This is a genomic window from Aeromicrobium ginsengisoli (genome assembly GCF_004134905.2).
Taxonomy (GTDB): domain Bacteria; phylum Actinomycetota; class Actinomycetes; order Propionibacteriales; family Nocardioidaceae; genus Aeromicrobium; species Aeromicrobium ginsengisoli.
On record NZ_SDPQ02000003.1, the window covers coordinates 311,637 to 337,728 of the forward strand.

28 protein-coding genes and 1 riboswitch are annotated in these 26,092 nt (G+C 70.7%); of the genes, 19 read left to right on the plus strand and 9 right to left on the minus strand.

The window, feature by feature from the left end; all coding sequences use genetic code 11:
* Window positions 1–3 precede the first annotated feature (3 nt).
* The 4 genes from ESP70_RS14655 to ESP70_RS14670 are packed head-to-tail and all read left to right on the plus strand — an operon-like array spanning window position 4 to window position 3,504.
* Window positions 4–882, plus strand: coding sequence for a sulfite reductase subunit beta (locus ESP70_RS14655; RefSeq protein WP_149690060.1), 879 nt, complete (start codon window positions 4–6; stop codon window positions 880–882).
* A complete protein-coding gene (locus ESP70_RS14660; RefSeq protein ID WP_149690061.1) occupies window positions 879–1,523 on the plus strand; it encodes a precorrin-8X methylmutase in 645 nt (214 codons plus the stop codon). The genes ESP70_RS14655 and ESP70_RS14660 overlap by 4 nt, the downstream gene beginning before the upstream one ends.
* Complete coding sequence (locus ESP70_RS14665) at window positions 1,520–3,028, plus strand: precorrin-2 C(20)-methyltransferase (RefSeq protein WP_149690062.1); 1,509 nt, start codon at window positions 1,520–1,522, stop codon at window positions 3,026–3,028. Before ESP70_RS14660 ends, ESP70_RS14665 begins: the two co-directional genes overlap by 4 nt.
* Window positions 3,029–3,063: 35 nt before the next feature.
* Window positions 3,064–3,504 (plus strand): hypothetical protein, encoded by a 441-nt coding sequence (locus ESP70_RS14670; RefSeq protein ID WP_149690063.1) that lies wholly within the window; start codon window positions 3,064–3,066, stop codon window positions 3,502–3,504.
* A 1-nt stretch (window position 3,505) separates the two neighbouring features.
* Here the strand turns inward: ESP70_RS14670 and cobM are convergent, their stop codons facing one another.
* Window positions 3,506–4,264: a precorrin-4 C(11)-methyltransferase gene (gene cobM / locus ESP70_RS14675; RefSeq protein WP_149690064.1), complete on the minus strand. Its 759-nt coding sequence runs from the start codon at window positions 4,262–4,264 to the stop codon at window positions 3,506–3,508.
* Entirely contained in the window at window positions 4,261–5,511 is a 1,251-nt protein-coding gene (gene cbiE, locus ESP70_RS14680) for a precorrin-6y C5,15-methyltransferase (decarboxylating) subunit CbiE (RefSeq protein ID WP_149690065.1), read from the minus strand. Before cbiE ends, cobM begins: the two co-directional genes overlap by 4 nt.
* A 90-nt stretch (window positions 5,512–5,601) precedes the next feature.
* On the opposite strand from cbiE, the gene ESP70_RS14685 reads away from it, so the two are divergent.
* The 12 genes from ESP70_RS14685 (at window position 5,602) to ESP70_RS14740 (ending at window position 16,598) form a co-directional block, all read left to right on the plus strand.
* The gene (locus ESP70_RS14685; protein ID WP_149690066.1) at window positions 5,602–6,249 is read left to right on the plus strand and encodes a DUF2975 domain-containing protein; all 648 of its coding nucleotides are present in this window, start codon (window positions 5,602–5,604) and stop codon (window positions 6,247–6,249) included.
* Window positions 6,246–6,464 carry a helix-turn-helix domain-containing protein gene (locus tag ESP70_RS14690; protein WP_149690067.1) on the plus strand — a complete coding sequence of 73 codons (219 nt, stop codon included), beginning with the start codon at window positions 6,246–6,248 and terminating at the stop codon, window positions 6,462–6,464. Before ESP70_RS14685 ends, ESP70_RS14690 begins: the two co-directional genes overlap by 4 nt.
* A 2-nt stretch (window positions 6,465–6,466) precedes the next feature.
* Window positions 6,467–6,598: riboswitch (cobalamin riboswitch) on the plus strand.
* 46 nt (window positions 6,599–6,644) lie between these two features.
* Entirely contained in the window at window positions 6,645–8,681 is a 2,037-nt protein-coding gene (locus ESP70_RS14695) for a putative cobaltochelatase (RefSeq protein WP_149690068.1), read from the plus strand.
* Complete coding sequence (gene cobO, locus ESP70_RS14700; RefSeq protein ID WP_149690069.1) at window positions 8,681–9,295, plus strand: cob(I)yrinic acid a,c-diamide adenosyltransferase; 615 nt, start codon at window positions 8,681–8,683, stop codon at window positions 9,293–9,295. Before ESP70_RS14695 ends, cobO begins: the two co-directional genes overlap by 1 nt.
* Window positions 9,289–11,724 carry a bifunctional hydrogenobyrinic acid a,c-diamide synthase/histidinol phosphate aminotransferase CobBC gene (gene cobBC / locus ESP70_RS14705; protein WP_188110651.1) on the plus strand — a complete coding sequence of 812 codons (2,436 nt, stop codon included), beginning with the start codon at window positions 9,289–9,291 and terminating at the stop codon, window positions 11,722–11,724. Before cobO ends, cobBC begins: the two co-directional genes overlap by 7 nt.
* Window positions 11,715–12,692, plus strand: a complete 978-nt coding sequence (cobA, locus tag ESP70_RS14710) for a uroporphyrinogen-III C-methyltransferase (RefSeq protein WP_149690070.1) — start codon at window positions 11,715–11,717, stop codon at window positions 12,690–12,692. The genes cobBC and cobA overlap by 10 nt, the downstream gene beginning before the upstream one ends.
* Window positions 12,689–13,144 carry a histidine phosphatase family protein gene (locus tag ESP70_RS14715; protein WP_149690071.1) on the plus strand — a complete coding sequence of 152 codons (456 nt, stop codon included), beginning with the start codon at window positions 12,689–12,691 and terminating at the stop codon, window positions 13,142–13,144. The genes cobA and ESP70_RS14715 overlap by 4 nt, the downstream gene beginning before the upstream one ends.
* A gap of 143 nt (window positions 13,145–13,287) precedes the next feature.
* Window positions 13,288–13,500: a CbtB domain-containing protein gene (locus ESP70_RS14720; protein ID WP_056210964.1), complete on the plus strand. Its 213-nt coding sequence runs from the start codon at window positions 13,288–13,290 to the stop codon at window positions 13,498–13,500.
* A gap of 67 nt (window positions 13,501–13,567) precedes the next feature.
* Window positions 13,568–14,356 (plus strand): CbtA family protein, encoded by a 789-nt coding sequence (locus ESP70_RS14725; protein WP_149690072.1) that lies wholly within the window; start codon window positions 13,568–13,570, stop codon window positions 14,354–14,356.
* Entirely contained in the window at window positions 14,353–15,387 is a 1,035-nt protein-coding gene (gene cobT, locus ESP70_RS14730) for a nicotinate-nucleotide--dimethylbenzimidazole phosphoribosyltransferase (RefSeq protein WP_149690073.1), read from the plus strand. The genes ESP70_RS14725 and cobT overlap by 4 nt, the downstream gene beginning before the upstream one ends.
* Window positions 15,384–16,139 (plus strand): adenosylcobinamide-GDP ribazoletransferase, encoded by a 756-nt coding sequence (locus ESP70_RS14735; protein ID WP_149690074.1) that lies wholly within the window; start codon window positions 15,384–15,386, stop codon window positions 16,137–16,139. Before cobT ends, ESP70_RS14735 begins: the two co-directional genes overlap by 4 nt.
* A gap of 12 nt (window positions 16,140–16,151) precedes the next feature.
* Window positions 16,152–16,598 (plus strand): GNAT family N-acetyltransferase, encoded by a 447-nt coding sequence (locus tag ESP70_RS14740; protein ID WP_223148747.1) that lies wholly within the window; start codon window positions 16,152–16,154, stop codon window positions 16,596–16,598.
* 109 nt (window positions 16,599–16,707) lie between these two features.
* Here ESP70_RS14740 and cobU read toward each other — a convergent pair whose 3' ends face one another.
* Window positions 16,708–17,238 carry a bifunctional adenosylcobinamide kinase/adenosylcobinamide-phosphate guanylyltransferase gene (gene cobU, locus ESP70_RS14745; RefSeq protein ID WP_149690076.1) on the minus strand — a complete coding sequence of 177 codons (531 nt, stop codon included), beginning with the start codon at window positions 17,236–17,238 and terminating at the stop codon, window positions 16,708–16,710.
* 59 nt (window positions 17,239–17,297) lie between these two features.
* Between cobU and ESP70_RS14750 the strand changes: the two genes are divergently transcribed.
* Window positions 17,298–18,230: a cobalamin biosynthesis protein gene (locus ESP70_RS14750; protein WP_149690077.1), complete on the plus strand. Its 933-nt coding sequence runs from the start codon at window positions 17,298–17,300 to the stop codon at window positions 18,228–18,230.
* Between the two features lie 9 nt (window positions 18,231–18,239).
* On the opposite strand, the gene ESP70_RS14755 is transcribed toward ESP70_RS14750, so the two are convergent.
* From ESP70_RS14755 to ESP70_RS14775, 5 genes are read right to left on the minus strand one after another with little or no spacing between them, the layout of a single operon-like run.
* Window positions 18,240–18,974 (minus strand): cobalt-precorrin-6A reductase, encoded by a 735-nt coding sequence (locus tag ESP70_RS14755; RefSeq protein ID WP_149690078.1) that lies wholly within the window; start codon window positions 18,972–18,974, stop codon window positions 18,240–18,242.
* The gene (locus tag ESP70_RS14760) at window positions 18,971–20,455 is read right to left on the minus strand and encodes a cobyric acid synthase (RefSeq protein WP_149690079.1); all 1,485 of its coding nucleotides are present in this window, start codon (window positions 20,453–20,455) and stop codon (window positions 18,971–18,973) included. Before ESP70_RS14760 ends, ESP70_RS14755 begins: the two co-directional genes overlap by 4 nt.
* Window positions 20,452–21,018, minus strand: a complete 567-nt coding sequence (locus ESP70_RS14765; RefSeq protein WP_149690080.1) for an antibiotic biosynthesis monooxygenase — start codon at window positions 21,016–21,018, stop codon at window positions 20,452–20,454. Before ESP70_RS14765 ends, ESP70_RS14760 begins: the two co-directional genes overlap by 4 nt.
* A gap of 57 nt (window positions 21,019–21,075) precedes the next feature.
* A complete protein-coding gene (locus ESP70_RS14770) occupies window positions 21,076–21,933 on the minus strand; it encodes a hypothetical protein (RefSeq protein ID WP_149690081.1) in 858 nt (285 codons plus the stop codon).
* The gene (locus ESP70_RS14775; protein ID WP_149690082.1) at window positions 21,930–22,430 is read right to left on the minus strand and encodes an RNA polymerase sigma factor; all 501 of its coding nucleotides are present in this window, start codon (window positions 22,428–22,430) and stop codon (window positions 21,930–21,932) included. Before ESP70_RS14775 ends, ESP70_RS14770 begins: the two co-directional genes overlap by 4 nt.
* A gap of 146 nt (window positions 22,431–22,576) precedes the next feature.
* On the opposite strand from ESP70_RS14775, the gene ESP70_RS14780 reads away from it, so the two are divergent.
* Together ESP70_RS14780 and ESP70_RS14785 are read left to right on the plus strand one after the other, a co-directional pair.
* On the plus strand, window positions 22,577–24,484 hold the full coding sequence (locus ESP70_RS14780; protein WP_149690083.1) for an acyl-CoA dehydrogenase family protein: 1,908 nt from the start codon (window positions 22,577–22,579) through the stop codon (window positions 24,482–24,484).
* A 91-nt stretch (window positions 24,485–24,575) separates the two neighbouring features.
* Window positions 24,576–25,499 (plus strand): hypothetical protein, encoded by a 924-nt coding sequence (locus ESP70_RS14785; RefSeq protein ID WP_149690084.1) that lies wholly within the window; start codon window positions 24,576–24,578, stop codon window positions 25,497–25,499.
* Window positions 25,500–25,554: 55 nt separating this feature from the next.
* Here the strand turns inward: ESP70_RS14785 and ESP70_RS14790 are convergent, their stop codons facing one another.
* Entirely contained in the window at window positions 25,555–26,064 is a 510-nt protein-coding gene (locus tag ESP70_RS14790) for a MarR family winged helix-turn-helix transcriptional regulator (RefSeq protein ID WP_149690085.1), read from the minus strand.
* Window positions 26,065–26,092: the final 28 nt, after the last annotated feature.

The following is a 26,092-nucleotide window of genomic DNA, read 5'->3' on the forward strand; positions in this document are numbered from 1 at the left end:
GGGGTGACGAACCGCTCCCATCCCGACCGCTGTCCCGGCGTCCTGCGACCCTGGATCGCGGACGACGGCGCGATCGTACGACTGCGTCTCATCGGCGGCGTGCTGCCGACCTCGGCGCTGCGAGACCTGATCGGCATCGCAGCGGATTATGCCGACGGCACGCTGCTGCTGACCAAGCGTACGAACCTGCAGCTCCGCGGCATCGAGCACGCCGATGGCTGTGTGCCGGCGGTGCTGGTCGATGCGATCGCCGAGTCCGGACTGCTGCCCTCGCCGAGCCACGAGCTGGTGCGCAACGTCATGGTGTCGCCGCTGACCGGACGCGTCGGTGGCCGAGCCGCCCTGCGTCATCTGGCGCACGAGCTCGACCGACAGCTGTGCGCCGAGCCGGACTTCGCGGGGCTGGCCGGGCGCTTCCTGTTCGTCCTCGACGACGGCCGCGGCGACATCGCCTCACGGTCGCTCGACCTCGGCCTGATGGCCGTCGACGCCGAGACCGTGCAGCTGCGTGTCGGCTCGAAGCATTGGGGTCCCCTGGCGTCGCTCGACGAGGCACCTGAGGCCCTGCTGTCGTACGCCGAGGGGTTCCTGCGGCATCGCGGCGAGGGCGAGACCGCCCTGTGGCACCTCGACGAGCTGCCCGAAGGCGGCGCCGAGCTGCTCGGCACGCACTACGCCCGCGATCTCCGGACCCAGGTCAGCGCGCTCCCGCCGCCGTACGGCATCATCGCGCAGGACGACGGCCGCAGCGCCGAACATCTCGCGGTGCCCGACGGCCTGCTCACCCCTGAGCTCGCGGCGACGATCCTGGATCGCGCCGGCACCGAAGTGATCGTGACGCCGTGGCGCAGCATCGTCATCCCCGACCTGGAGAAGGTATGAAACGACCAACGCGCCACTACGACTACGTCGCCGACGGACCGGCGATCTACGTCGACTCGTTCGCAACGATCCGCGCCGAGGCCGAGCTGTCGCACATCCCGGCCGACGCCGAGAAGGTCGCCGTACGCATGGTGCACGCCTGTGGACAGGTCGACCTGACGCGCGACCTCGACATCCATCCCGGCCTCGTCTCGGCAGCGCGCGACGCGCTCGAGTCAGGCGCCCCGATCCTGACCGACGCCACCATGGTCGCGTCGGGCGTCACCCGCGCCCGGCTGCCGAAGGACAACGAGGTGCTGTGCCTGCTGCGTGACGAGCGGGTGCCGACGCTGGCCAGGGAGTGGGCGACGACCCGCTCCGCCGCCGCGGTGTCGCTGTGGGAGGACCGGCTCGAAGGGGCGGTTGTCGCGTTCGGCAACGCCCCGACGGCGCTGTTCCACCTGCTCGAGATGCTGCTCGACGGCGCACCCCGACCGGCCGCGATCATCGGCACGCCGGTGGGGTTCATCGGCGCCGCCGAGTCCAAGGAGGCGCTGGCGGCGTTCTCGTTGGGCATCCCCTATCTCACGGTGCACGGCCGTCGCGGCGGCTCGGCGATGGCCGCCTCGGCGCTCAACGCGCTGGCCCAGGAGCGCGAGTGACCGGCCGCCTCTACGGTGTCGGGCTCGGCCCCGGCGACCCCGAGCTCATCACGCTCAAGGCCGCCCGGCTGATCGCCGACGCGGACGTCATCGCCTATCACGCCGGCGTCGGCAAGCAGTCGAACGCACGACGGATCGCCGCCTCGCTCATCCCCGACGGAGTCGTCGAGGAGGAGCTCCGCTACCCGGTGACCACCGGCGAGACCGCCCACACCGGTGGCTACGCCGGAGCAATGGCGGAGTTCTACGAGCAGTCGGCGGCGCGGCTCGCGGTGCACCTCGAGGCCGGGCGTACGGTCGTGGTCCTCGCCGAGGGCGATCCGCTGTTCTACGGCTCCTACATGTACATGCACGACCGACTCTCGGACCGCTTCGAGACCGAGGTCGTGCCCGGCGTGACGTCGTTCGCGGCAGCCACCGCGACCACCGCATCGCCGCTCGTACGTCAGACCGACGTCCTCACGATCCTGCCCGGCACCCTCGACGAGCCCGAGCTGGCGCGCCGCCTCGCGGACACCGACGGCGCGATCATCATGAAGCTCGGCCGCACCTTCTCCAAAGTCGTCTCGGCACTGCGTCAGGCCGGGCGGCTCGACGGTGCGCTCTACGTCGAACGCGCCTCGATGCCCGAAGAGCGCTGGCTGCCGGTCGCCGATGTCGACCCGGCGACGGTGCCCTACTTCTCCCTGATCGTCGTCCCCGGCGACACGAGTGATTCTCGCCGGTCGAGTGGGGCGAGGAACGAGCCCCGTATCGAGACCAGCGAGAACACCGCAGCAACCCTCCTCGTCATCGGGCTCGGGCCCGGCCCCGATCGCTGGATCACCCCCGAGGTCAGCGAGGCGCTCGCCGAGGTCGACCACGTCGTCGGCTATGCGCCGTACGTCAACCGCGTCCCGCAGCGTGAGGGCCTCACCCGCCACGCCTCCGGCAACACCGTTGAGGTCGACCGTGCCCGCCTCGCCCTCGACCTGGCGCTCAAGGGCGAGCGGGTCGCCGTGGTGTCCGGGGGTGACGCGGGCATCTTCGGCATGGCCGCCGCTGTGTTCGAGGCGGCCGGCGACGAGGCGTACGCCGACGTGCCGATCCACGTGCTGCCGGGGCTCTCCGCGGTGCAGGTCGTCGCAGCGCGGGCCGGTGCGCCGATCGGCGGAGACTTCGCGGTCATGAGCCTGTCCGACCGGCTCAAGCCGTGGGCGCTGATCGAGAAGCGGCTCCGTGCCGTCGCCGACGCCGACCTCGTGCTCGCGCTCTACAACCCGGCGTCCCGCTCGCGCACGACGCAGGTGGCCGACGCCCAGGCGATCCTGCTCGAGCACCGCGCGCCCGGCACCGTCGTCGTCATCGGGCGCGATGTCGGCCGCGACGAGGAGTCGCTGACGGTGACCACTCTGGCCGACCTCGACCCGGCCTCGATCGACATGAAGTGCCTCCTGATCATCGGCGCCTCAGGCACAATGGCGACGAGTGCAGGGCAGGTCTGGACCCCGCGCTTCACCGACTGAACGAGACCCGGGGGCCGTCTGACAGGATGTCACTCATGACTGAGGTCACACCGGCAGGGCGCGTGGCACGCCTGGCGATGTACGCCTTGTGCGTCGTGATGGCGTCGAGCGGCCCCGGCTTCCTGGCCCTCAGCCTGCTGCTGCACGCCGATCTCTGGGCGGGCTTGCTCATCGGCGCCTTGCTGACCCTGATCCTCGTCCCGCTCGGCGTCGCGATGTGGAGCGACGTCCGCAGCACAGCACGCCGTATGCGCCGACTGACCGCCGCCGGCGTACCCGCCACGGCCGAGGTCATCGCGGTCAGGCCCACGACGTACGACAGCAACACCCGCGTCGAGCTCAGGCTCTGGATCAACGCACCGGGCGTCGAGCCGTTCGAGGCGAGCCACACCCGCGACGGCGGCTCGCGCCTGGAGGTGGGCACCACCCTCGGTGCCGTGGTCGATCCCGACGGTCGCCTGTACGCCGTCGTCTAGTTCAGCGCCGCTTGGCCGAACGGTCGCGGGCCGGGTCGTAGAGGTACGACTCGCCGCCGCGTACGTCCTCGGCCAGCGCCTTGCCGACGAGGATGACCGCGGCCTGCCGGAGCCCGGCCGCCTCGACGTGGTCGGCGATGTCGCCGAGAGTGCCTCGCAGCACCACCTGGGTCGGCTGGCTCGCATTGGCGACGACGGCGACGGGGCAGTCGGCGCCGTACGACTCGGCGAGCTCGGCGGCGAGCGTACGGGTACGGGTGATCGCCAGGTGCAGGACGAGGGTCGAGCCCGTCGCGGCGAACCCGGCCAGCGCCTCGCCCGACGGCATCGCGGTGGACCGCGCCTGCGTACGGGTGAGCACGACGGACTGCACGACCTCCGGCACGGTCAGCTCAGCACCGAGCAGCGCGGCCGCTGCGGCGTATGCCGGAACACCGGGTGTCACGTCCCACGGCACGCCGTGCGCGTCGAGCCGTTTGGCCTGCTCGTGGAGGGCGGAGTAGATCGAGGGGTCGCCGGAGCACAGGCGTACGACTTCGAGTCCGGCGGCATGGGCGTCGACGATGTGCGCGGTGATCTGGTCGAGGTCGAGGTCCTGGGTGTCGACCAGCTGAGCGCCGTCGGGGCAGTGGTCGAGCACGGCGTGGTCGATGTAGGTGCCGGCATAGACGCAGACGTCGGCGGCGTTGAGCAGCGCCACCGCGCGCAGGGTCAGGAGGTCGGCGGCACCCGGCCCGGCACCCACGAAGTGCACTGTCATACGTCGGCCTTCGTGACGGCCAGTTGTGTGATGGCGCGGGCCGGGGTCCAGCCGGTGAACGAGCCGATCGGCGCCGCGTGCTCGACGTGGAGGCGGGTCAGCTCGCCGCCGAGCTGTGCGTAGCGGACCGCGAGCACGGCCTCGGTCTCGAGCGTCACGCCGTGCACCACGAGGCGTCCGCCGGGGCGGAGCGCTGACCAGCAGGCATCGAGCACACCCTCCTCGGTCGCGCCGCCACCGATGAAGATCGCGTGGGGAGCCTCGAGGTCCGTCAGCGCTTCAGGGGCGTGGCCGGTCAGCACCTGCAGGGCAGGGACGCCGAGCGCGTCGGCGTTGCGGGCGATGCGTGACGAGCGGTCCTCGCGGGCCTCGATCGCGATCGCACGGCAGGTCGGGTGAGCACGCATCCACTCGATCGCGACGGAGCCTGCGCCGGCGCCGACGTCCCAGAGGAGCTGCCCCGGCAGCGGTGCGAGGCGGGCGAGGGCCGAAGCGCGTACATCCCGCTTGGTGATCTGGCCGTCGTGGTCGAAGGCGCCCTCGGGCAGTCCGGCGGTGAACCCGAGGACCGTTGCGCCGGAGCTCACCAGCTCGACCGCGACGACGTTGAGGTCGGGCGCCGACTGGTCACCCCACGACGCCGCGACGCCGTCCGTGCGTGACTCGGTCTCCGACCCGAGATCGGCGAGCACTGTCAGCGGGCTGGCGCCGTATCCGGCTGCCGTGAGGAGTCCGGCCACCTCGGCGGGGGTCGACCCGTCGGAGGAGAGCACGAGCAGCCGCAGGCCGGGCGCGAGGGACCGGGCCACGAGGTGCGGATCGCGGCCGACGAGCGTCACGACCTCCGTCGACTCGGCGGACCAGCGCATACGGGCCCGGGCGAGGGCGACGGAGGAGAGGGCGGGCACGACCTCGACGGAGTCCTTGCCGAGCAGGTCGACGAGGGTTGTGGCGATGCCGGAGACGAGCGGGTCGCCGGAGGCCAGCGCGACGACGTTCTTGCCCTGGTGCTGCTCGAGCAGCGCGGGCAGGCCCTCACGGAGCGGCGACGGCCAGGGCTCACGCGTTTGGTCCGCGTCCGCCCCTGAGCCTGCACCCCCGCCCGCTGAGCCTGTCGGAGGGAGCATCGCGAGGTGCCGCTCACCGCCGAGCACGACGTCAGCAGCCTCGACCAGCTCCCGCGCTCGCGCGCTCAGACCGGTCCAGCCGTCCGCGCCGATCCCGACGACCGTGACCTGTGTGCTCATGCGGCTGACGATATCTGCCGAACGCGTGACACGAGTCGGCCGATGGGCTTATCGTTTGTCGTTAATAACGACTATCGATAAGGACTCGCCGTGAAGCAGCCCCAAGTGCGCGATCCGCTGGGCCCCCTCGACACGATCACGAGAATGTTCGCCGGCCTCCTGCTGACCTTGCTGGTCTTCGGGGTGGCGTTCACCATCATCGGCGACGACGTCAGCGTCATGGACATCGGCAGCGACGAGGTCTGCGTCACGACGAACAGAGTGTCAGGCGGCGAGCCGGTGGGCGTGGACAAGCTCGAGCGTCAGGGCCTGGGCATCCGCAAGCACGTGAGTGTCGTCTCCAGCGGCACATTGATGTGCGACCAGGAGCCCGGCACGAAGGCACACACGTTCAGCGTCCTGACTGCGCTCCCGACCTACGTCGTGTTCCTCGGGTTCCTCCTGCTCACCCGCCGCACCATCCGTCATGCCAGGCAGCACGGATTGTTCTCCGTGGCGCTCGCCGAGCGGATCGAGCGGCTGGGCTGGCTTCTCCTGTTCGGCCTGTTCGGCGCCGCACTGATCGAGTGGCTCGCCGAAGGGCAGCTGCTCTCAGCCATGCTGCGCGACTCCGGCTGGTCGAGCGGCTCGTTTAGCGTCTCGGTCCCCGGCATCATCGGGGCGTACGGTCTGGTCAGCATCGGCCGCATCATGAGCCACGCGGCGGCGCTGCAGGCGGACTCCGACGCAACGATATGAGCGACCACCGCATCCGCATCACGCTCGACGAGATGCTCGAGAGCCGCGGCATGACCCTCACCGAGCTGTCCGCCGCGGTCGACATCTCGCTGGTCAACCTGTCGATCCTCAAGACCGGCAAGGCCAAGGCCATCCGCTTCAGCACGCTGACCCGCATCTGCGAGGTGCTCGACTGCCAACCCGGCGACCTACTGGCATACGACGACAACCGTTAGTCTTGCGATCACAGTCTCGAGGTGCCCCTCACGGGGAGAATCGGGAAGCCGGTGAAAATCCGGCACAGGGCCCGCTGCGGTGACCCAGGCCCGACCTGGGAAGTCCGAAGACCGGCCTCGAGGCTGACTGGCGGACGCAACCGTGCCCGTCATCGATGGCAGATCGAGCGGGAGCCCCATATGCCACAGCACTATCCGTTCAGCGCCGTCGTCGGATCCGACGACATGGCGCTCGCCCTCACCCTCTCGACGATCTCGCCCGCTATCGGCGGCGTGCTCGTGCGCGGCGAGAAGGGCACCGCGAAGTCGACCATGGTCCGCGCGCTGGCCTCGGTGCTGCCGCCGATCGACGTCATCGCCGGCGACAGGTTCTCGACCGACCCCCGCGAGTCCAACCCTCTGTCGCCCGACGGCCCGTTCGCCGCGGACGTCGACGTCGAGACCCGGCCCGTACGCCTCGTGGAGCTGCCGGTCGGCGCCACGGAGGACCGCGTGCTGGGTTCGCTGCACCTGGAGAAGGCGCTGTCGGACGGCGTCACCGAGTACGAGCCCGGGCTGCTGGCCCGCGCGCACCGCGGCATCCTCTACGTCGACGAGGTCAACCTGCTGCACGACCACCTCGTCGACCTGCTGCTCGACGCCGCCGCGATGGGCCGGTCGACGGTCGAGCGCGACGGGGTCTCGGTCGAGCATGCTGCGCGCTTCGTCCTCGTCGGCACGATGAACCCTGAGGAGGGCGAGCTCCGTCCCCAGCTACTCGACCGGTTCGGCCTGACGGTCGAGGTCGCGGCGCCGCGTGATCCGGAGACTCGCGTCGAAGTCGTACGCCGCCGGCTCGCGTACGAGGCAGATCCCGACGCGTTCGCGGCGACGTACGCCGAGGACGAGGCGACGCTGACCGACCGCATCCAGGCTGCACAGAAGCTCGTCGACCAGGTCGACCTCAGTGAATGGGCGCTGCTCAAGATCGCCGAGGTGTGCGCCGCGTTCGAGGTCGACGGCATGCGCGCCGACATCGTCACCGCTCGTGCCGCCGCTGCTCATGCCGCGTGGAACGGACGTACGAGCGTGCTGCGCGAGGACATCCGCGCCGCCGCCCGGCTCGCGCTGCCGCACCGCCGCCGGCGCAACCCGTTCGACGCACCCGGCATCGACGAGGACCTGCTCGACCAGATCCTCGGCGACGACGAGCCGCCGCCGGAGCCCGAAGGTGACGGCACCGACGACGTCGAGACCCAGGAGTCCGAGCCTTCCGAGTCCGACTCCCCCTCCGAGCCCGGCTCCGATCCCGCTGAGCCTGACGTTTCTGCGCAGGATCGCGGCGAGTCACAGCAAGAACGTCAGTCTCAACGGGAAGCCGAGCAGCAGCAGGGCGGCACGTCCGAGGTCACCGTCGCGGCTCCGCAGCAGCCCTATCGGCCCAAGCTGTTCACCGTCGGCGGCACGGGTGCCGGCGAGTCCGGCAAGCGTTCGCGGGCGATCACCGAGACCGGCCGGCGCATCGGCGCCCAGAGGCGTACGAGCCAGGGCGGCTCGATCCACCTCATGGAGACGATCCGCGCCGCGGCACCGCACCAGCACGCCCGCGGCCGCACGGGCAGCCTCGAGTTCCGCGCCGACGACCTGCGGCTCGCGGTCAAGGAGGGGCACGAGTCCAACCTCATCCTGTTCTGCGTCGACGCGTCCGGCTCGATGGCCGCCCGCAAGCGCATGGAGCAGGTCAAGACCGCGATCCTGTCACTGCTGATGGACGCCTATCAGCGCCGCGACAAGGTCGGCCTCATCACGTTCCGCCAGGACGGTGCCGAGCTGGCGCTGCCGCCGACCGGCTCGATCGACATCGCCGCGACCCGCCTCGCCGAGCTGCCGGCCGGTGGACGTACGCCATTGGCCGAGGCGCTGCTCAAGACCGCCGACGTGCTGCGCCTGGAGCGCGTACGCGATCCGCGCCGCCGACCGTTGCTCGTGGTGATCACCGACGGCCGGGCGACGTACGGCGACAACGCCCTCGCCCGGGCGCACCACGTCGCCAAGCACCTCGGCGCCACCGGCCTTGCGAGTCTCGTCATCGACTGCGAGACCGGGAAGTTCCGCATGGGCCTCGCGTCGCAGCTCGCGGATCACCTGATGGCCGAGTACGTCCCGCTCGGCGAGGTCAGCGCCTCGGCGCTCACCGACGTCGTACGCTCCGGCCTCCACGAGACGGGAGCCGCCTGATGCCCAAGGGTCAGCCGGTCGCCGTCCCCGACGACGGCCTCACCACCAGGCAGCGCCGCAACCGGCCGCTGCTGATGGTCCACACGGGCGACGGCAAGGGCAAGTCGACCGCCGCGTTCGGCCTCGCGATCCGCTCGTGGAACCAGGGCTGGAACGTCGGAGTCTTCCAGTTCGTCAAGTCCGCCAAGTGGCGCATCGGCGAGCAGACCGTCCTCGAGCGGCTCGGTGAGCTGCACGCCGAGACCGGCGAGGGCGGGCCGGTCGAGTGGCACAAGATGGGCTCGGGCTGGTCATGGTCGCGCAAGGAGGGCTCCGACGAGGACCACGCCGCCGACGCCGCCGAGGGCTGGGCCGAGGTCAAGCGCCGCATCGCCGCCGAGACGCACGACCTCTACGTGCTCGACGAGTTCACCTATCCCATGAAGTGGGGCTGGGTCGATGTCGACGACGTCGTCGAGACCCTCGCCAACCGGCCGGGCCGACAGTACGTCGTCATCACCGGCCGGGGCGCCGACCCCAAGCTCGTCGAGATCGCCGACCTCGTGACCGAGATGAAGCACGTCAAGCACCCGTTCGACAACGGCCAGAAGGGTCAGCGGGGCATCGAATGGTGAGCCTCCCCCGACTCGTCATCGCCGCCCCGGCTTCTGGCCACGGCAAGACGACCGTCGCGACCGGGCTGATGGCGGCATTGTCCCGCGCCGGCCACGACGTCTCGGGCCACAAGGTCGGCCCCGACTACATCGACCCCGGCTATCACGCGCTCGCCACCGGCAAGCCCGGCCGCAACCTCGACCCGCACCTCGTCGGCGAGGAGCGCCTCGTCCCGCTGCTGCTGCACGGTGCCCGCGGCGCAGACCTCGCGATCGTCGAGGGCGTCATGGGCCTGTACGACGGGCAGATCGGCGGCGAAGGATTCGCGTCGACCGCACATGTCGCCACCGTCACGCGTACGCCCGTCGTCCTCGTCGTCGACATCTCGCACGCGTCGCGCTCGATCGCCGCGCTGGTGCAGGGCATGGTCGCGTTCGATCCTTCGGTACGTATCGTCGGCGTGATCCTCAACAAGGCGGGCTCGCCGCGGCATGCCGGCGAGGTCGTCAGCGCGCTCGAGTCGACCGGTCTGCCGGTGCTCGGTGTGTTGCAGCGCGACGACGGGATCGTCGCGCCGTCGCGGCACCTCGGGCTCGTGCCGGCTGCCGAGCGCGACGACGCCGCCCATGCGTTGGACCGGTTGGCCGCGCAGATCGCCGAGAAGATCGACCTCGAGCACCTCCTGGCGCTGGCCCGATCGGCGCCGGACCTCGAGGCCGAGCCGTGGGAGGCGAGCGAGCAGATCAGCGTGCCGAGCGAAGAACGACCCGTCGTTGCGATGGCTGGGGGTCGGGCGTTCACGTTCCGCTATGCCGAGACCGAGGAGTTGCTCCGCGCAGCCGGCTGTGACGTCGTGACCTTCGACCCGCTCACCGACGTGGCCCTGCCCGAGGGCACGGCAGGGCTCTACCTCGGCGGTGGGTTCCCCGAGGTCCACGCCGCCGGGCTGTCGGCGAACGCGCCGCTGCGTGCGGCGCTGCGTGCGGCGGTCGACTCCGGCATGCCGACGTACGCCGAGTGCGCCGGGCTGCTCTACCTCTGCCGGTCCGTCGACGGACTGCCGATGGTCGGCGCGCTCGAGGCCGAGGCGGTGATGACGCCCAGGCTCACGCTGTCGTATCGCACCGCGATCGTCCCGGCCGACCAGCTGACCGGGGTCGCGGGCACGCGGGTCACGGGCCACGAGTTCCACCGGACCGGGTTGGTTGAGCCTGTCGAAACCACCCCTGCCTGGCTCGTCGACGGCCAGCCGCACGGCTTCGGCTCGCCGACGCTGCACGCGTCGTACCTCCACACCCACTGGGCCGGCCACCCGCAGATGGCCCAACGCTTCGCCGATGCAGTTCACGCGTACGTGCCGACTCACCTTCCCGCTGAGACTGACGTTTCTGTTGCGACACGGCGCGAGAACGTGCAGAAACGTCAGGCCCAGCGGGTCCCGGATCTCACCTGGCACGGCGATCGGGAGCTGTCCGAGGGACTCATCGACTTTGCGGTCAACATCCACGACGACGTACGCCCGGAGTGGCTCGACGCAGCGCTCCGCGCGAGCCTCGACGACATCGGCGCCTACCCCAACGCCGACGCGGCGCAGCACGCCATCGCCCAGCGCCACGGCCGCCGCATCGACGAGGTCCTCCCGACCGCCGGCGCCGCCGAGGCGTTCGGGCTCATCGCGCGAGCCCGGCCCTGGCGTCGCCCGGTCGTCGTGCACCCGCAGTTCACCGAGCCCGACGTCGCCCTCACGGCCGCGGGCCACCACCCCGAGCACGTCCTCACCGACCCCGCCAACGGCTTCGTCCTCGACCCGGCGCAGATCCCCGACGACGCCGACCTCGTCATGATCGGCAACCCGACCAACCCCACGAGCGTCCTGCACCCCGAGCAGTCGCTGCGCCGCATCGTGCGGCCCGGCCGGGTCGTCGTGGTCGACGAGGCGTTCATGGATTCCGTCCCCGACGAGCGCCACTCCCTCGCTGCGATCACCGACCCCGGCCTCCTCGTCGTCCGCAGCCTCACCAAGCTCTGGTCGATCCCCGGCATCCGCGCCGGGTACGTCCTGGGGTCGCCGCAGCTGCTCACCGAGCTCAAGGCCCATCAGGCGCCGTGGTCGGTGTCATCCGTCGCGATCGCCGCGATGATCGCGACGGCGACGCCCGAGGCACTCGCCGAGGCCGCGAAGCGTACGACCCGGATCGGCCAGCACCGCCGGGTCCTCACCGACGGGCTGACCGAGCTCGGCATCCATCACGTGCCCGCCGCTGCGCCGTACGTCCTCGCCAAGGTCGGCACCGGCGCGCACGACCGGCTCCGGGCCGCGGGCTATGCCGTACGCCGGGCCGACACGTTCCCGGGCCTCGACGACACGTGGGTACGCATCGCCGTGCGCAGGCCCGACACGACCCGCAAGCTCCTCGCCACGCTGCAGATCGAGGGGCCATGGACCTGACCCCTGGCACCGCTGCCCTCGTGATCGGCGGCGATGCCCGCGCCGCCGCCCAGGTCGCCGCCCTGCTCGAGGCCGACGCCGTCGTCACTGTCGTCGCCCCGATCGCCACCGCGTCGATCGAGGACCTCGCCGAGCGCGGACTCATCACCTGGCACGCCCGTGAGGCCCACATCGCCGACGTGCAGAGCGCCGGCATCGTCCTCACCGGCCATGCCGACCGCGGCGCTCCCGACCAGATCCTCGACGTCGGCAGCGTCACGCTCGTCGGCGGCGGCCCGGGCGATCCCGGTCTCGTCACCGTCGCCGGCCGCGCCGCGATCGAGCGCGCCGACGTCATCGTCACCGACCGGCTCGCCCCACTGGCAGCGCTGGCCTGGGCGCGTCCCGACGCCGAGATCATCGACGTCGCCAAGATCCCCGGCGGCCGGTCGACGAGCCAGGACGAGATCAACCAGCTCCTCGTCGAGCACGCCAAGGCCGGCAAGAACGTCGTCCGGTTCAAGGGCGGCGACAACTTCGTGTTCGGCCGCGGCAGCGAGGAGCTGCTCGCCTGCCTCGACGCCGGCATAGAAGCCCGCGTCATTCCCGGGGTCAGCTCCGCGATCGCCGCCCCAGCCCTCGCGGGCATCCCGGTCACGCATCGCGGCCTGACGCAGGGATTCACCGTGATCTCGGGCCACGTCCCGCCGGGGCACCCCGAGTCCACGCTCGACCACCAAGCCCTCGCCACCTCCGGCACGACCATCGTGGTGCTGATGGGCGTACGCACGCTCAGCGCGATCTGCGCTGCTCTCGTCGACGGCGGCCTCGACCCGGAAACCCCGGCTGCGGTGATCGCCGACGGCACGCTGCCGAGCCAGCAGGTCGTACGCGCGACACTCGCGACGATCGCCGAGGCGGCCGCGGATCTCGGCGCCCCCGCGGTCGCGGTCATCGGCGAGGTCGCGGACATCGAGGGCCTCGCGTGATCCTCTGGGTGCGCCACGGGCAGTCGACATGGAATGTCATCGATCGCATGCAGGGCCATGAGCTCAGCCCGCCGTTGACCGAGCTCGGCCGCCAGCAGGCCACCCAGACGGCGGAGCTGCTCGCCGACCGCGAGGTCGTGCGCATCCTCAGCTCCCCCGCCGTCCGTGCGCGGCAGACCGCCGACATCATCGCCGAGCGCCTCGGCCTCCAGGTCGTCGAGGATCCGCTGCTGCTGGAGAAGGGTCTCGACGAGGACTACGCCTCGGTGCTGGTCCGCGTGCAGCAGCTCCTGGAGCAGGACCTGCCCCGCCACACCGTCGCGGTCAGCCACGGCGACACCATCGGTCTGGCGGTCGGACTGCTCAGCGGCCAGCGGCCAGAGCTGCCAGCCAACGGCTCCATCACCCACGTCGATCCCGACACTCGACAGGTCGCCATCTCGATGCCCTAGGATGACTTCACCGAGGTCGAGGAAGCCGGTGAGACTCCGGCGCAGTAGCGCTACTGTGACACCCGCACCAGCGAGTGGAGCCAGACCCAAACCCTCGGAATTTCATCCATTCAAGGGACGCAATCATCCCGTCAGGAGAATTCATGTCACAGGTCACCACCGCCACACCCGAGATCGAGATCCCGTCGATCCCGCTCCGCGAGCTCGCCCCTTGGGCGCTGTTCTTCGGCCTCATCGGGGCCTTCATCCTCTTCTTCATCAGCGCTGACCAGGGCGCGGTGTCGATCCCGGCCGGCACGGCCATCCACGAGTGGGTCCACGATGGACGCCACCTGCTCGGATTCCCCTGCCACTGACCTGCCCCGACCCAGCCGGATCCGCTCCTAGCGGTCCGGCTTTCTCGGCATACCCGAACGGATTGACATGACCCCCCGCAACTTCCTCGTACGAGGACTCCTCGCCGGCCTGATCGCCGGCATCCTGACGTTCGCCGTGGCCTACATCGCCGGCGAGCCCTCGGTCGACGCCGCCATCAAGGTCGAGTCGGCCGGCGAAACACCGCACGCACACGGCCAGTCAGCTCCCGCCACGCATGGCGGCGATCACCACGACGAGAACGGCACCGTCGTGTCGCGTCAGAACCAGTCGACGTGGGGCCTCGCCACCGCGACCATCTCGACCGGCGTCGCGTTCGGTGGCATCGTCGCGCTGGCCGCTGCGTTCGCCCTCGGCCGGATCGGCCGGCTCCGCCCCAGCCAGTCGACCGCCCTCGTCGCGGCTCTCGGCTTCGTGTCGGTCGCCCTAGTGCCGTTCATCAAGTACCCGGCGACCCCACCGGCGGTCGGCAACGCCGACACGATCGGCTCCCGCACGACGCAGTACTTCGTGATGCTCGCGATCTCGGTGCTCGCGATGATCGCCGCCGTCCTGCTGTTCCGCAAGCTCCTCGACCGGTTCGGCACCTACACCGCGGTCCTCACGAGCGCCGCGGCCTACCTCGCCGTCGTGATCCTCGCCGGCGCGCTGATGCCGACCGTCAACGAGATCGGCGACTTCCCGGGCGACACGCTCTGGTACTTCCGCCGTGGCTCCCTCATGACCCTCGCCACCCTCTGGGGTGTCATCGGCATCGCGCTCACCGGCCTGATCGGCAAGCTTTACGTCCAGGAGTCGGCGACGCAGGCCCGCCGCGATCTGGCGGCGAGCCTGTGAGCCGCTACGAGGCGGTCTCGGCACCGTCCGAGGTCGTCCGTGCCGCCGCTGCTGAACGCCTCGCGGGTCTTGCGACCCCGCCCGGCGCGCTCGGACGGCTCGGCGACCTGGCTGTCTGGATCGCCGCGACGCAGAGCATGGTCCCGCCGGCGCCCGTCACCCACGTGCGCACGGTGATCTTCGCCGGCGACCACGGGGTCTCCGACCACGGCGTCTCGGCGTTCCCCAAAGCCATCACCCCGGCCATGGTCCGCACGTTCCTCATGGGCAAGGCCGGTGTCTCGGTGCTCGCCGCCCAGCACGGCGTCTCCGTGCGCGTGCTCGACCTCGGCGTCGACGACGACCTCGAGGGCGTGGCTCCAGAGGTCACGCGGTTCAAGGTCCGGCGCGGCAGCGGCGCGATCCACCTCGAGGACGCGCTCACGACGGACGAGACGCTCCAGGCCATCGCGGCCGGCGAGACCATCGCGGCCGAGGAGATCGCCGCCGGCGCACAGCTGCTGATCAGCGGCGACATGGGCATCGGCAACACCACGCCCGCGGCCGCCCTGATCGCCGCATCGCTCAGCCTGCCGGCCATGGAGGTCACCGGCCGCGGCACCGGCATCGACGAGTCTGCCCTCGCGCACAAGATGGCGGTCGTCCAGCAGGCCCTCGACCGGACCCGCGAACGTACGGGCGACCCGATCGACACCCTCACGGCGCTCGGCAGTGCCGACCTCGCCGCAGCGGCCGGCTTCATGGCCGCCGCCGCACGCGCGGGCGTACCCGTGCTGCTCGACGGCGTCATCTCGGTCGCCGCGGCGGTCATGGCCGACCGGCTGGCGCCGGGTGCGGCCGCGTGGTTCGCGGCCGGCCACCGCTCGACCGAGCCCGCGCAGACGCTGGCGCTCGACAAGCTCGGCCTCGAGCCGATCCTCGACGTCGGCATGCGGCTCGGCGAGGGCAGCGGCGCGGTCGCGGCGGTGCCGCTCGTACGCTCGGCAGCCCTGCTGCTCTCCGACGTGGCGTTGCTCGCCGACCTGATGTGACCGACTCCTGGCGGCTGGCCGTCGGTACGCTGACCGCCCTGCGGTGGCGGCACCCGACGGTCGTCGACCGGAACGTCGCCGGCCGGGCGATGCTGCTCGCACCACTCGCGGTCGTACCGCTCGGCCTGCTCGTCGGGGTGATCTGTTGGGGCGGCCGGGAGCTTGACCTGGCGCCCCTCGCCGTCGCGTTCATCGCGGTCGGCGCGCTGGCCCTCGGCAGCCGGGCGCTGCACCTCGACGGTCTGTCGGACGTCGCCGACGGGCTCACCGCGTCGTACGACCGCGAGCGCTCGCTCGAGGTCATGAAGGGCGGCACGGCCGGGCCCGCCGGTGCCGCCGCGCTGGTCATCGTGCTCGGCAGCCAGGTCGCGTCACTCTCGGCGTTGTTGTGCGCAGACCGCGGTCCCGTCGTCGCGGGCCTGCTCGTCTGCTGCTCGCGGGCGATCCTGTCGGTGTGCTGCGCCCGTGGGGTCCCGGCCGCGCGACCGGACGGTCTCGCCGTGACGTACGCCGGGACCGTCGGGCGTACGTGGACCGTGGCGACGTGGCTCGCGGTCGCCCTGCTGTGCGCCGGCGTGCTCGACTGGGCCGACTGGCCGTGGTGGCGCGGGCTCGTCGTCGCGGGTGCGGGGCTGCTCATCGGCGCCGTGCTGACGTATCGCTGCGTCCGCCGGTTCGGCGGCGTCACCGGCGACGTGTTCGGGGCGGCGATCGAGGTCACCCTGGCGGCCATGCTGGTCGCCGCGTCCTGAACAATTCTCGGCGTGAAGCTCACCCCCTGCGACTGGTCAGACCCCGACGCCGTGGCCCTGCGCGCCGCCCAGCGGATCGACATCGAGGCGCGCTATGGCACGCCCGACAGCGAGCCCGGGCCGGCGCCGACCGCCGACGACATCACGGCGTTCTTCCTGCTGCGTGACGGCGATGAGGCCGTGGCCTGCGGCGGCCTGCGCGCGATCGACGCGGTGAGCGGCGAGATCAAGCGAATGTTCGTGCCCGCCGAGCACCGCGGTCGCGGGTTCTCCCGGATCGTCCTCAACGGGCTGGAGAAGCACGCCCGGTCACTCGGCTGGAGCCGCCTGCTGCTCGAGACCGGTGACCGCCAGCCCGAGGCCGTCGGCCTGTACACCTCCGCCGGCTACCGTGCCATCCCCAACTTCGGCCACTACGCCGACAGCGACATCTCCCTCTGCTTCGCGAAGGACCTCTGACCGCGTCGTCGGTTTACCAAGAGGTCAGGGTGTTGTGCCACTCCTCAAGGCGCGCGCACCGTGAGGAGTGGCTGTTTGCCGTGACCTCTTGGTAAACCGCCACCACAGGTCAGAGGCGCAGGACCCGGCCGGCGACGACGAGCATGACGTCGTCGCACTCCTCGGCGACGCGCTGGTTGACCGTGCCGAGCAGGTCACGGAACACCCGGCCCGACCGGTGCTCGGGCACGACGCTCATGCCGACCTCGTTGGTCACCGCCACGACGGTGCCCTCGTGCTCGGCGATCGCAGCCAGCGCGTCATCCAGCCGCTCGAACAGCACGGGCTCCCAGTCCTCGAGCACCGCGTCCCAGCCGTCGAGCTCGTCGATGATCGACGTGACCCACGTGCCGAGACAGTCGATCAGCACCGCACCGTCGGCGGACCGCACCGCCGCACCGAGATCGCTCGTCTCGACGGTCGTCCAGTACGCCGGACGCCGGCTCTGGTGCCGCGCCACCCGCGCCGCCCACTCAGGGTCCGACACCGGATCGGCCGGAGGCCCCGGCGCCACATACGTGACGGTCGGCTCGGCCAGCAGCAACGACTCGGCGTGGAACGACTTGCCGGAGCGCACGCCGCCCGTGATCAGGACCTTCATCGCACCTCGCTACTGTCGACATCACCTTACCGACCCCGACCGCTCCCTGAGGAGCCCGAATGCGCGCACGTGCCGCTGGCCTCGCCCTGGGATTCGCCGCCGACCGGATGTTCGGCGACCCGGCCCGCTTCCACCCCGTCGCAGGTTTCGGCCTGATGGCCCGTGATGTCGAGCGACAGGTCTACCGCAACCACCGCACGATGGGCCTCGCCTACACCTCGGTGCTCGTCGGCGGCGTGGCAACGGCAGGCCTGCTCGCCGAGCGCGTGGTGGCCGGACGACCCGTCATGCGTACGCTCCTCACGGCCGCAACGACGTGGACCGCGCTCGGTGGCCGCTCGCTGTCGCAGGAGGCGACGTACGTGCGTGCGTGGCTCGACGCCGACAACCTGCCAGAGGCTCGCCAACAGCTGACGCACCTCGTCGGCCGCGACCCGTCGAACCTCGACCAGCAGGAGATCTCGCGAGCCGTCGTCGAGTCCGTCGCCGAGAACACCTCCGACGCCGTCGTCGCCCCCCTGCTCGCCGGTGCGGTCGGCGGGGTCGCCGGCATCGCGGCCTACCGGGCGGCCAACACCCTCGACGCGATGGTCGGCCACCGCAGCCCGCGCTACCGCGAGTTCGGCTGGGCATCGGCCCGGCTCGACGACGTGCTCAACCTCGTGCCGGCCCGCGTCTCGGCTCTCCTCGCCGCTGTCCTCGCCCCGGTGGTCGGCGGCAGACCAGAAGCGGCACTGCGCACATGGACCCGCGACGCGCGCCGCCACCCAAGCCCCAACGCCGGACCCGTCGAGGCGGCATTCGCCGGTGCCCTCGGCGTGCAGCTCGGCGGCACCAACGTCTACGGCGAGCGCGTCGAGCACCGCCCGACTCTCGGCGACGGCCCGGTCGCCCTGCCGACCGACATCGATCGTTCGGTACGACTCGCAGACGCGGTCGGCCTCGGCGCTCTCGCCGTCAGCGTCGTCGTCGCCCTCAAACGCCGCCGATGACGGTGGTGGTCACCGGCGGGCTGTGACCCACGCAGCGGCAGCCGCGGGATCGCTGACCAGCTCGACCTCGGCCGGCACCGCCGAGCGCCGGACGACCACGACCTCGAGGCCGCGCTCGTTGGCGACCTGCATCTTGGACCACGTGTGGGCGCCGCCGGAGTCCTTCGTGACCAGCACGTCGACCTCGGCCATGACCCGGCGCTCGTCCTCCAGCGCGTAGGGGCCACGGCTCAGCAGCAGCGACCAAGCCTCGGGCAGCTCGAAGTCCGGCTCGTCGACGACCCTGACGAGGGCGGCCTTGCCGGCCAGCGCATCGACGAACCGGTGGAGCGACTGGCGCCCGACGGTGAGGAACGGCCGGTCGCCGAGGGTCGCGGTCAGCCCGGCCGCCTCGTCATGGTCGTCGACCCAGTGCCAGTGATCCGACCCCGGCGCGTCGGACCAGCCCGGCCGCTCGAGCCTCAGCAGCGGCACGCCGTCGGCATGACAGGCCGCCGCGGCGTTGGCGCTCATGCCTTCCGCGAACGGGTGCGTCGCGTCGACGACCGCCGAGATCCGCATCTCCATGAGGTACGCCCGCAGACCCGGCACGCCGCCGAACCCGCCGATCTGCACCGCACCGACCGGCAGCCGCGGGCGGGCGACGCGGCCGGCCAGCGACGACACGAAACGTACGCCGGCGTCCTGCAGCAGCACCGCGAGCTCGCGCGCCTCGGCCGTACCGCCGAGCACCAGCACCGTCATGCGAGGGCCCCTGGCGGCAGGATCGGCACCGGCGGTGCACCGCCGGTCGCGATCGCGAGCAACGCGTCGACATCCAGGTGCCGCTCGACCAGATCTCCGAGCAGGTCGAGCCGCTGTTCGCGGCGAGCAGCGAAGCTGACGTCCGACGGCTCGTACGCCTGACCGCTCAGGCTCGCGGCCTCGCCGAGGAACGCGCGGCGGAAGCCGTCGGACTCTAGGCTGCCGTGCCACATCGTGCCGAACACGTTCGCCGACCGGGCACCGCCGAGGAACTCCTCGTCACCGCCGCGCGCGATGCGGCCGTGGTGGATCTCGTAGCCCGTCACGTCGGTGCCGAGTGCCGAACCCGTCGGCAACCTCAGCACCTTGTCGGCGTGGAACGTCGTGGTGACGTCGAGCAGGCCGAGCCCGTCGACCGACGCACCCGCTTCGCCCTCGACCCCGTCGGGATCGCTCACCGCGCGGCCGAGCATCTGGAAGCCGCCGCAGATGCCGAGCACCGGCAGGCCCGCCGCCGCGTGATCGAGCACGGCCCGGTCCAGCCCCCGCGACCGCAGCCAGGCGAGGTCGGAGATCGTGGCGCGCGTGCCGGGCAGCACGATGACGTCGGCACCGCTGAGATCCTGCGGCTTGCCGGCGAACACGACGTCGAGCCCCGGCTCGAGGCCGAGCGCGTCGACATCGGTGAAGTTGCTGATGCGCGGCATGCGCACCACCGCGACCCGGATCGCAGCATCGCGATCCGTCGAGCGCCGACCCTCGAGGTCGAGTGCGTCCTCGGAGTCGAGCCACACGTCGGGGCTCCACGGCAGCACGCCGAACACCCGCCGCCCGGTCAGCGCTTCGAGCCGGTCGAGCCCGGGCCTGAGCAGGGTCTCGTCGCCACGGAACTTGTTGACCACGAACCCCGCGATGAGCCTCTGGTCGTCGGGCTCGAGCAGCGCCACCGTGCCGTACATCGCGGCGAACACCCCACCGCGATCGATGTCACCGACCACGACGGTCGGGATGTCGGCATGCCGGGCGAGGCCCATGTTGACGTAGTCGCCGGCCCGCAGGTTGATCTCCGCCGGGCTGCCGGCGCCCTCGCTCACCACGAGGTCATACCGCGAGGCCAGCTCGTCGTACGCCTGGTGGGCCGCGGCGGCCAGGTGGGTACGCCCGCCGATGAACTCCGCCGACGAGATCTCGCCCGCCGGCCGGCCCATGACGACGACGTGGCTCTTGCGGTCGCCGCCCGGCTTGAGCAGCACGGGGTTCATCGCGGCCTCCGGGACGGCACCGGCGGCGAGCGCCTGGATCCACTGGGCGCGGCCGATCTCGGCGCCGTCGGCGCACACCATCGAGTTGTTGGACATGTTCTGCGCCTTGTAGGGCGCGACCTTGAGCCCACGACGGGCGAACGCGCGACAGAGGCCCGTCGTGACGATGCTCTTGCCGGCGTCCGAGGTCGTGCCGGCGACCAGCAGCGAACCGCTCATGGCGTACGCGCCGCGTTGAGCCAGCCGTGCAACAGCCGGGTGATCCATGGCAGGGCGACATAGGTCATGAGCGGCGTCATGACCGCCACGATCGCCAGGACCCGCAGCGGCAGCCACCAGTCGGCGGCGAAGTCCTTGGCGACGTAGTTGGCCGCCAGGCTCAGCGGGTAGAACACGATGAAGATCGCGCACATCTGCTTCCACCGCGGCGGCGGGGGCGCGGTGCTGCGCAGGTCCTGCACGTCGACGCTCGACGGCTCGTCGAACCAGCCCTCGATGCCGGTGCGGTGCTCACGCGACGACTCGTCGACGAAGCCCTGCGCCGAGTCGAGCCACCAGCGGCGCTGCGCCGAGAGCTCCCACGCCTCGAGCGACTCCTGCGACGAGAACCGGTAGAGCATGTGCCACTCGGACGACGACTCCTCAGGGCGCACCCAACCCGAGCCCAGGAACCCGTCGAACCGCTCAGCCAGCTCCGTGCCGGCGCGCAGCCACGCGAGCATCTGGTCCTCCTGCGACGGATCCACCTGTCGCGTGATGGAGACGGTGACGGGCCCGGACATGCCACCAGCCTAGGACTGGCCGGCCTCCGGCCTCGACGCGCCGTTGCGTCGGGGGCGTTACCCCTCATGCACCGTGCCGATGAGCACCTTGCCCAACCTGGTCTTGCCGTCAGCGGCATATACGAACTGGTACACGTTGCCCTTGGCATCGATCAGACCCAGCCGCCGCCGCTCCTTCATTTGCCGGACCGCCTCGGTCGGATTGCCGGCGACCTCCCCGAGCATGTCCTTCTTGAGGATGTAGGCCTCGCGGCCCTCGAACTGCACCGGATAGAGGTCCGGATAGGCCGACTCTGGAGTGCTGACGCGCGGCGCACCGACGGTCAGGCCGTACTCGTTGACCGTGTAGTCCGGGATGTCCCACGCCGGCTTGCCGTCAGGGCCCGTCGGCGGCAGGACGTTGGCCTGCGCCATCGCCGCTCGCGGCCCGAAGGTGGCAGTGAGCCGATAGTCGTGGGAGAAGTCGGAGGTCATCACCAGCCTCGTCCCGTTGACCTCGTCGACCGGGATGCTCTTGAGCATGCCCCGGCGCCCGTCGTCACCCTCGGAGCTCGACTCGGTGCCGCAGTCGCGCGAGAAGATCTCCTTCTTCGCGTCCCGCAGCTCGAACGACTCCCCCGGTGCGCACCTGTACGTCACTGACACGTTCAGCCAATTGTCCTTCGGGCCGGGCTTGCCGATCGACAGCACCGAGTCTCCGGTGTGGGTCTCCGGTGCCGACCCGGTCGTACGCTCGACAGCCGCGTAGGCCATCCCGCCGACCGCGACCGCACCGGCGACCGAGGCCAGCACAGCGGGCCGACTGAGCCGGCGCCACCAACGCCGCGACGCGGCATGGCGCAGCACCACCGGACGTACGCCGGCCACCATCGCGGCGATCTCGGCGTCGTCAGGTCGTAGACGTTGCTCGGTCATTCCCCGGCCTCCTCTCGCAGTCGTGTCCGTGCCCGCTGCAAGCGTTTGCCCACCGCGGCCCCCGTGAGGCCCAGCACCTCGGCGGCCTCCGCGTAGGTCAGCCCCTGCAGCAGGCAGAGCTCGCACACGTGTCGCTCACCCTCCGGGAGACCGGCGATCGCCTCGAGAGCCCATCGGAGATCAGCCGCCGCGGCACCTTCGCTCGCATCTGCGGCGATCGACTCCTCGCGGAGCTCGAGCAGCTGATTCCATCGCCGCTCGCGGCGTGCATGATTGCGCGCGTGGTTGCGGCACGTGGTCAGGAGCCACGGCAGCGCCGAGCCCGCCACGAGGCGTATCGATCCGCGGCGTTTCCACGCCGTCAGGAACGTCTCCTGCAGGATGTCCTGCGCCCCTTCAGCCGTGGGCGAGAGCGTCCAGGCGAACCGCGCGACCGCAGGAGCGTGCAGATCGTAGAACTCTTCGAACGCGCGTTCGTCGCGTATGACCGCCGTCATCGCGCGCTCCTTCCACCAGCCATGCCCAGTAATGTCCCGCAATCGCGAATCGTGACATCCCGCCGCCAATGTATGTGCTCAGCCGGCCGCCGAGGGTGGCTGCGCGACCCGTGCCGACCACGCCTGACGCGAGTACCTTGATCACCATGGCTCTCAGCGACGACGTCCGCATCGCCCTCGACGGCAAGTGGCGCCACGTCAGGGAACAGTCGCGCAAGGAGCTCGCCGACCTCGACCTCGCGTACGACCACGACCTGACGCTCGACGAGGCTCGCGCCCGGGTGCTCGAGCAGATGAAGAAGCTGGTGCCGACCGGCATCCCGGCGGCGGGGTTCCGCGTCGAGAGCGGCGGCACCGGCGATCCGGGCATGGCGGTCACCGGCATCGAGATGCTCGCCCAGTTCGACCTCTCGCTGATGGTGAAGGCCGGCGTGCAGTGGGGGCTGTTCGGCGGCGCGATCGAGAACCTCGGCACCGAGCGGCACCACAAGGCGTACATCCCCGGCCTCATCAACCTCGACATCCTCGGCTGCTTCGCGATGACCGAGACCGGCCACGGCAGCGACGTGCAGAGCCTCGAGACCACCGCGACGTACGACCTGGCGACCGAGGAGTTCGTGATCAACTCGCCGACGCCGTCGTCGCGCAAGGACTACATCGGTGGCGCCGCCGCGCACGCCCAGGTCGCGGCGGTCTTCGCGCAGCTCATCACCAAGGGCGAGAACCACGGCGTGCACTGCTTCGTCGTGCCGCTGCGCGACGACCAGGGCAACGACCTGCCCGGCATCACGACGTCCGACGACTTCCACAAAGGCGGGCTCGGCGCCGTCGACAACGGCCGCATCGTGTTCGACCACGTCCGCGTCCCCCGCGAGAACCTGCTCAACAGGTACGGCCAGGTCGACCAGGGCGGCACCTACTCCTCGCCGATCGAGAGCAGCAACGCACGGTTCTTCACGATGCTCGGCACGCTGATCCGCGGCCGCATCAGCGTCGGCGGATCGGCCAGCGCAGCGACCGAGGTGGCGCTCAGCATCGCCGGCCGCTACGCCCTCAAGCGCCGCCAGTTCGGCCCCGAGCCGGGCAACGAGATCCTGCTCATGGACTACCGCATGCACCAGCGCCGCCTGCTGCCACTGATCGCCCGGTCGTACGCCTATCGGTTCGCCCAGAACCAGCTCGTCGCCCGCATGGACACGGTCCAGAGCGCCGAGGAGCCGCCGCCCCCGCACCAGCAGCGCGAGCTCGAGAGCCGCGCCGCCGGGCTCAAGGCCGCCCAGACCTGGCACGCGACCCGGGCGATCCAGGAGGCCCGCGAAGCCTGCGGCGGCGCCGGCTACCTCGCCGAGAACCGGCTCACGACGCTCAAGGGCGACACCGATGTCTTCACGACGTTCGAGGGCGACAACCACGTCCTGTTCCAGCTCGTCGCCAAGGAGCTGCTCACCTCGTACGCCCAGGAGGTCGGCGGCCTCGACCCCGTCGGTCTCGTACGCTTCGCGGCCGGCACCGTCGCCGATGTCGTCAAGGAGCGCACCGCAGCGTCCCAGCTCATCCAGCGGCTGATCGACGCCCGGCCCGGGCGCAGCGACGACAACCACGACCTGCTCGACCGCGGCACCCAGCTGAGCCTGTTCGAGGACCGCGAGGAGCACGTGCTCGAGACCGCCGCGCGGCGGCTGCGGCGGGCCAACAGCGGCGACAAGGCCGAGGCGTTCGCGGTGTTCAACGCCGCGCAGGACCACGTCATCCGCGCCGGCCGGGTCCACATCGAGCGGGTCGTGCTCGAGGCGTTCACGGCCGGCATTGCCCGCACCGAGAGCCCGGAGGCACAGGAGCTGCTGCGCGACGTGTGCTCGCTCTACGCGCTGACCTCGATCGAGGAGGATCTCGCGTGGTTCATGGGCCACAACCGGCTCGCCGACACCCGCGCCAAGACCGTCACCTCGCTGGTCAACGAGCTCCTGGAGAAGCTGCGCCCCCACACCTTGACCCTGATCGAAGGCTTCGGCGTCCCGGTGGGCACGCTCAACGCGGCGATGCTCGACGACTGACCGGCGCAACATACGCGAAACCGTGTCCGCAAGCGCCAGTCGTCTGGAACACTGAGGCTCCACGTTGTCTCAACCTCCCGGGGAAACTCTTATGCGCACAACCACAGCGGTCCGACTCGGCGCCGCGTTCACTGCCTCAGCTCTCGCCCTGTCGCTCGGCGTCGGCAGCGCCACTGCTGAGGACAGCAGCACCAGCACGCCCACGCAGACCGCCAAGCTCGGCATGGTCAAGACCGACACCGGCGCACCCAAGATCAAGCTCTCGGACGCCCGCCAGCTCGCCAAGACGCCCATCGGCCGTTCATCGAGGGCCGCTGCTCCCTCCGTGACCGAGGCGGAGCACGACCTGACCGCGTTCGGTCAGAAGCACATCGTGCTCAGCGAGCCGGGCGAAGACTTCATCTATGAAGGCAATCCGATCGTCACCAATCCTGGGACGGTGTACTCCCTCATGTCGGACCTCACCGTGCGCGGCGTGAACCGCGGTCCTCACGAGGTCGCGTTCTTCGGCGCCCTCCCGCCCTACGTGGACTCTGAAACCGGAGATCCCCTGGCCGGACTCTTGGTCAACACGTTCACGATCCCGCTCGGCAAGGCCAACCTGGGTCCGACGGACATCTACACCCAGACGACTCCCGGCACATGGGACGGGTTGGCGCCGCAGACCGACGACACGATCGGTGGCACGTTCTACATCCGCCGCGCGACCGGCTCGACCGCACCGTCGACGAAGTACCCGTTCGAGATCTACCGTGTCGGCGGCAAGATCAAGTTCACCGCCAACAACTGGAAGATCTTCCAGCCGTCGACCGGCAAGTACGTCGGCCTGGGCTCGATCAAGCTGCAGTACCGCCACTCCAACGGCACGTACTCGACGCTCAAGACGATGTCGCTCAACTCGTACGGCACCGGCTACTACTGGCGGACGGACTCGACCAAGCGTCGCTACCGCCTGCTGATCTCGACGACCGACACGGCCCAGGGCTCCTACAGCGAGACCAGCCCGAGCATCTGATTCATCAGCACTGACAAGACCCCGTCCCAACAGGGACGGGGTCTTGTCATGCCACTCAGCCTTCGGAGAAGTCTCCGGCAGAGGACCTGAGGTTGCGGAGCAGGTCGTAGGTCTCGTCCTGCTGCTCGGCGTTGAGACCGTTGATCGCGAAGTCGATCGACATGATCTGCTTCGTCGCCTTGGCCAGCACGGCCTCACCCTCGGGCGTGAGCTCGGCGAACGTCCGGCGACGGTCCTCGATGTCGGCGACACGCTTGACCAGGCCCTGCGCCTCGAGCCGGTCCATCGCGTTGGTCACCGACGTCGGGTGCACCATGAGGCGCTCGCCGATCTTGCTCAACGGCAGCCGCCCGGTCGAGCTGAACGACAGCAGCACCAGGACCTCGTAGCGCGCGAACGTGATGCCGTACGGTTTCAGGGCCGCATCGAGCTCGGCGATGATGAGCTGCTGCACACGCATGATGGAGGTCGCGAGACGCATCGAGGTCGGGTCGCCGATGTGCTTCGTCCACAGCTCGGACGCGCGCTCGATCGGATCGAATGGCAGCTTGGGATCCCCTGGCATGGGCACCATCGTAAGCGGAATGCATCAC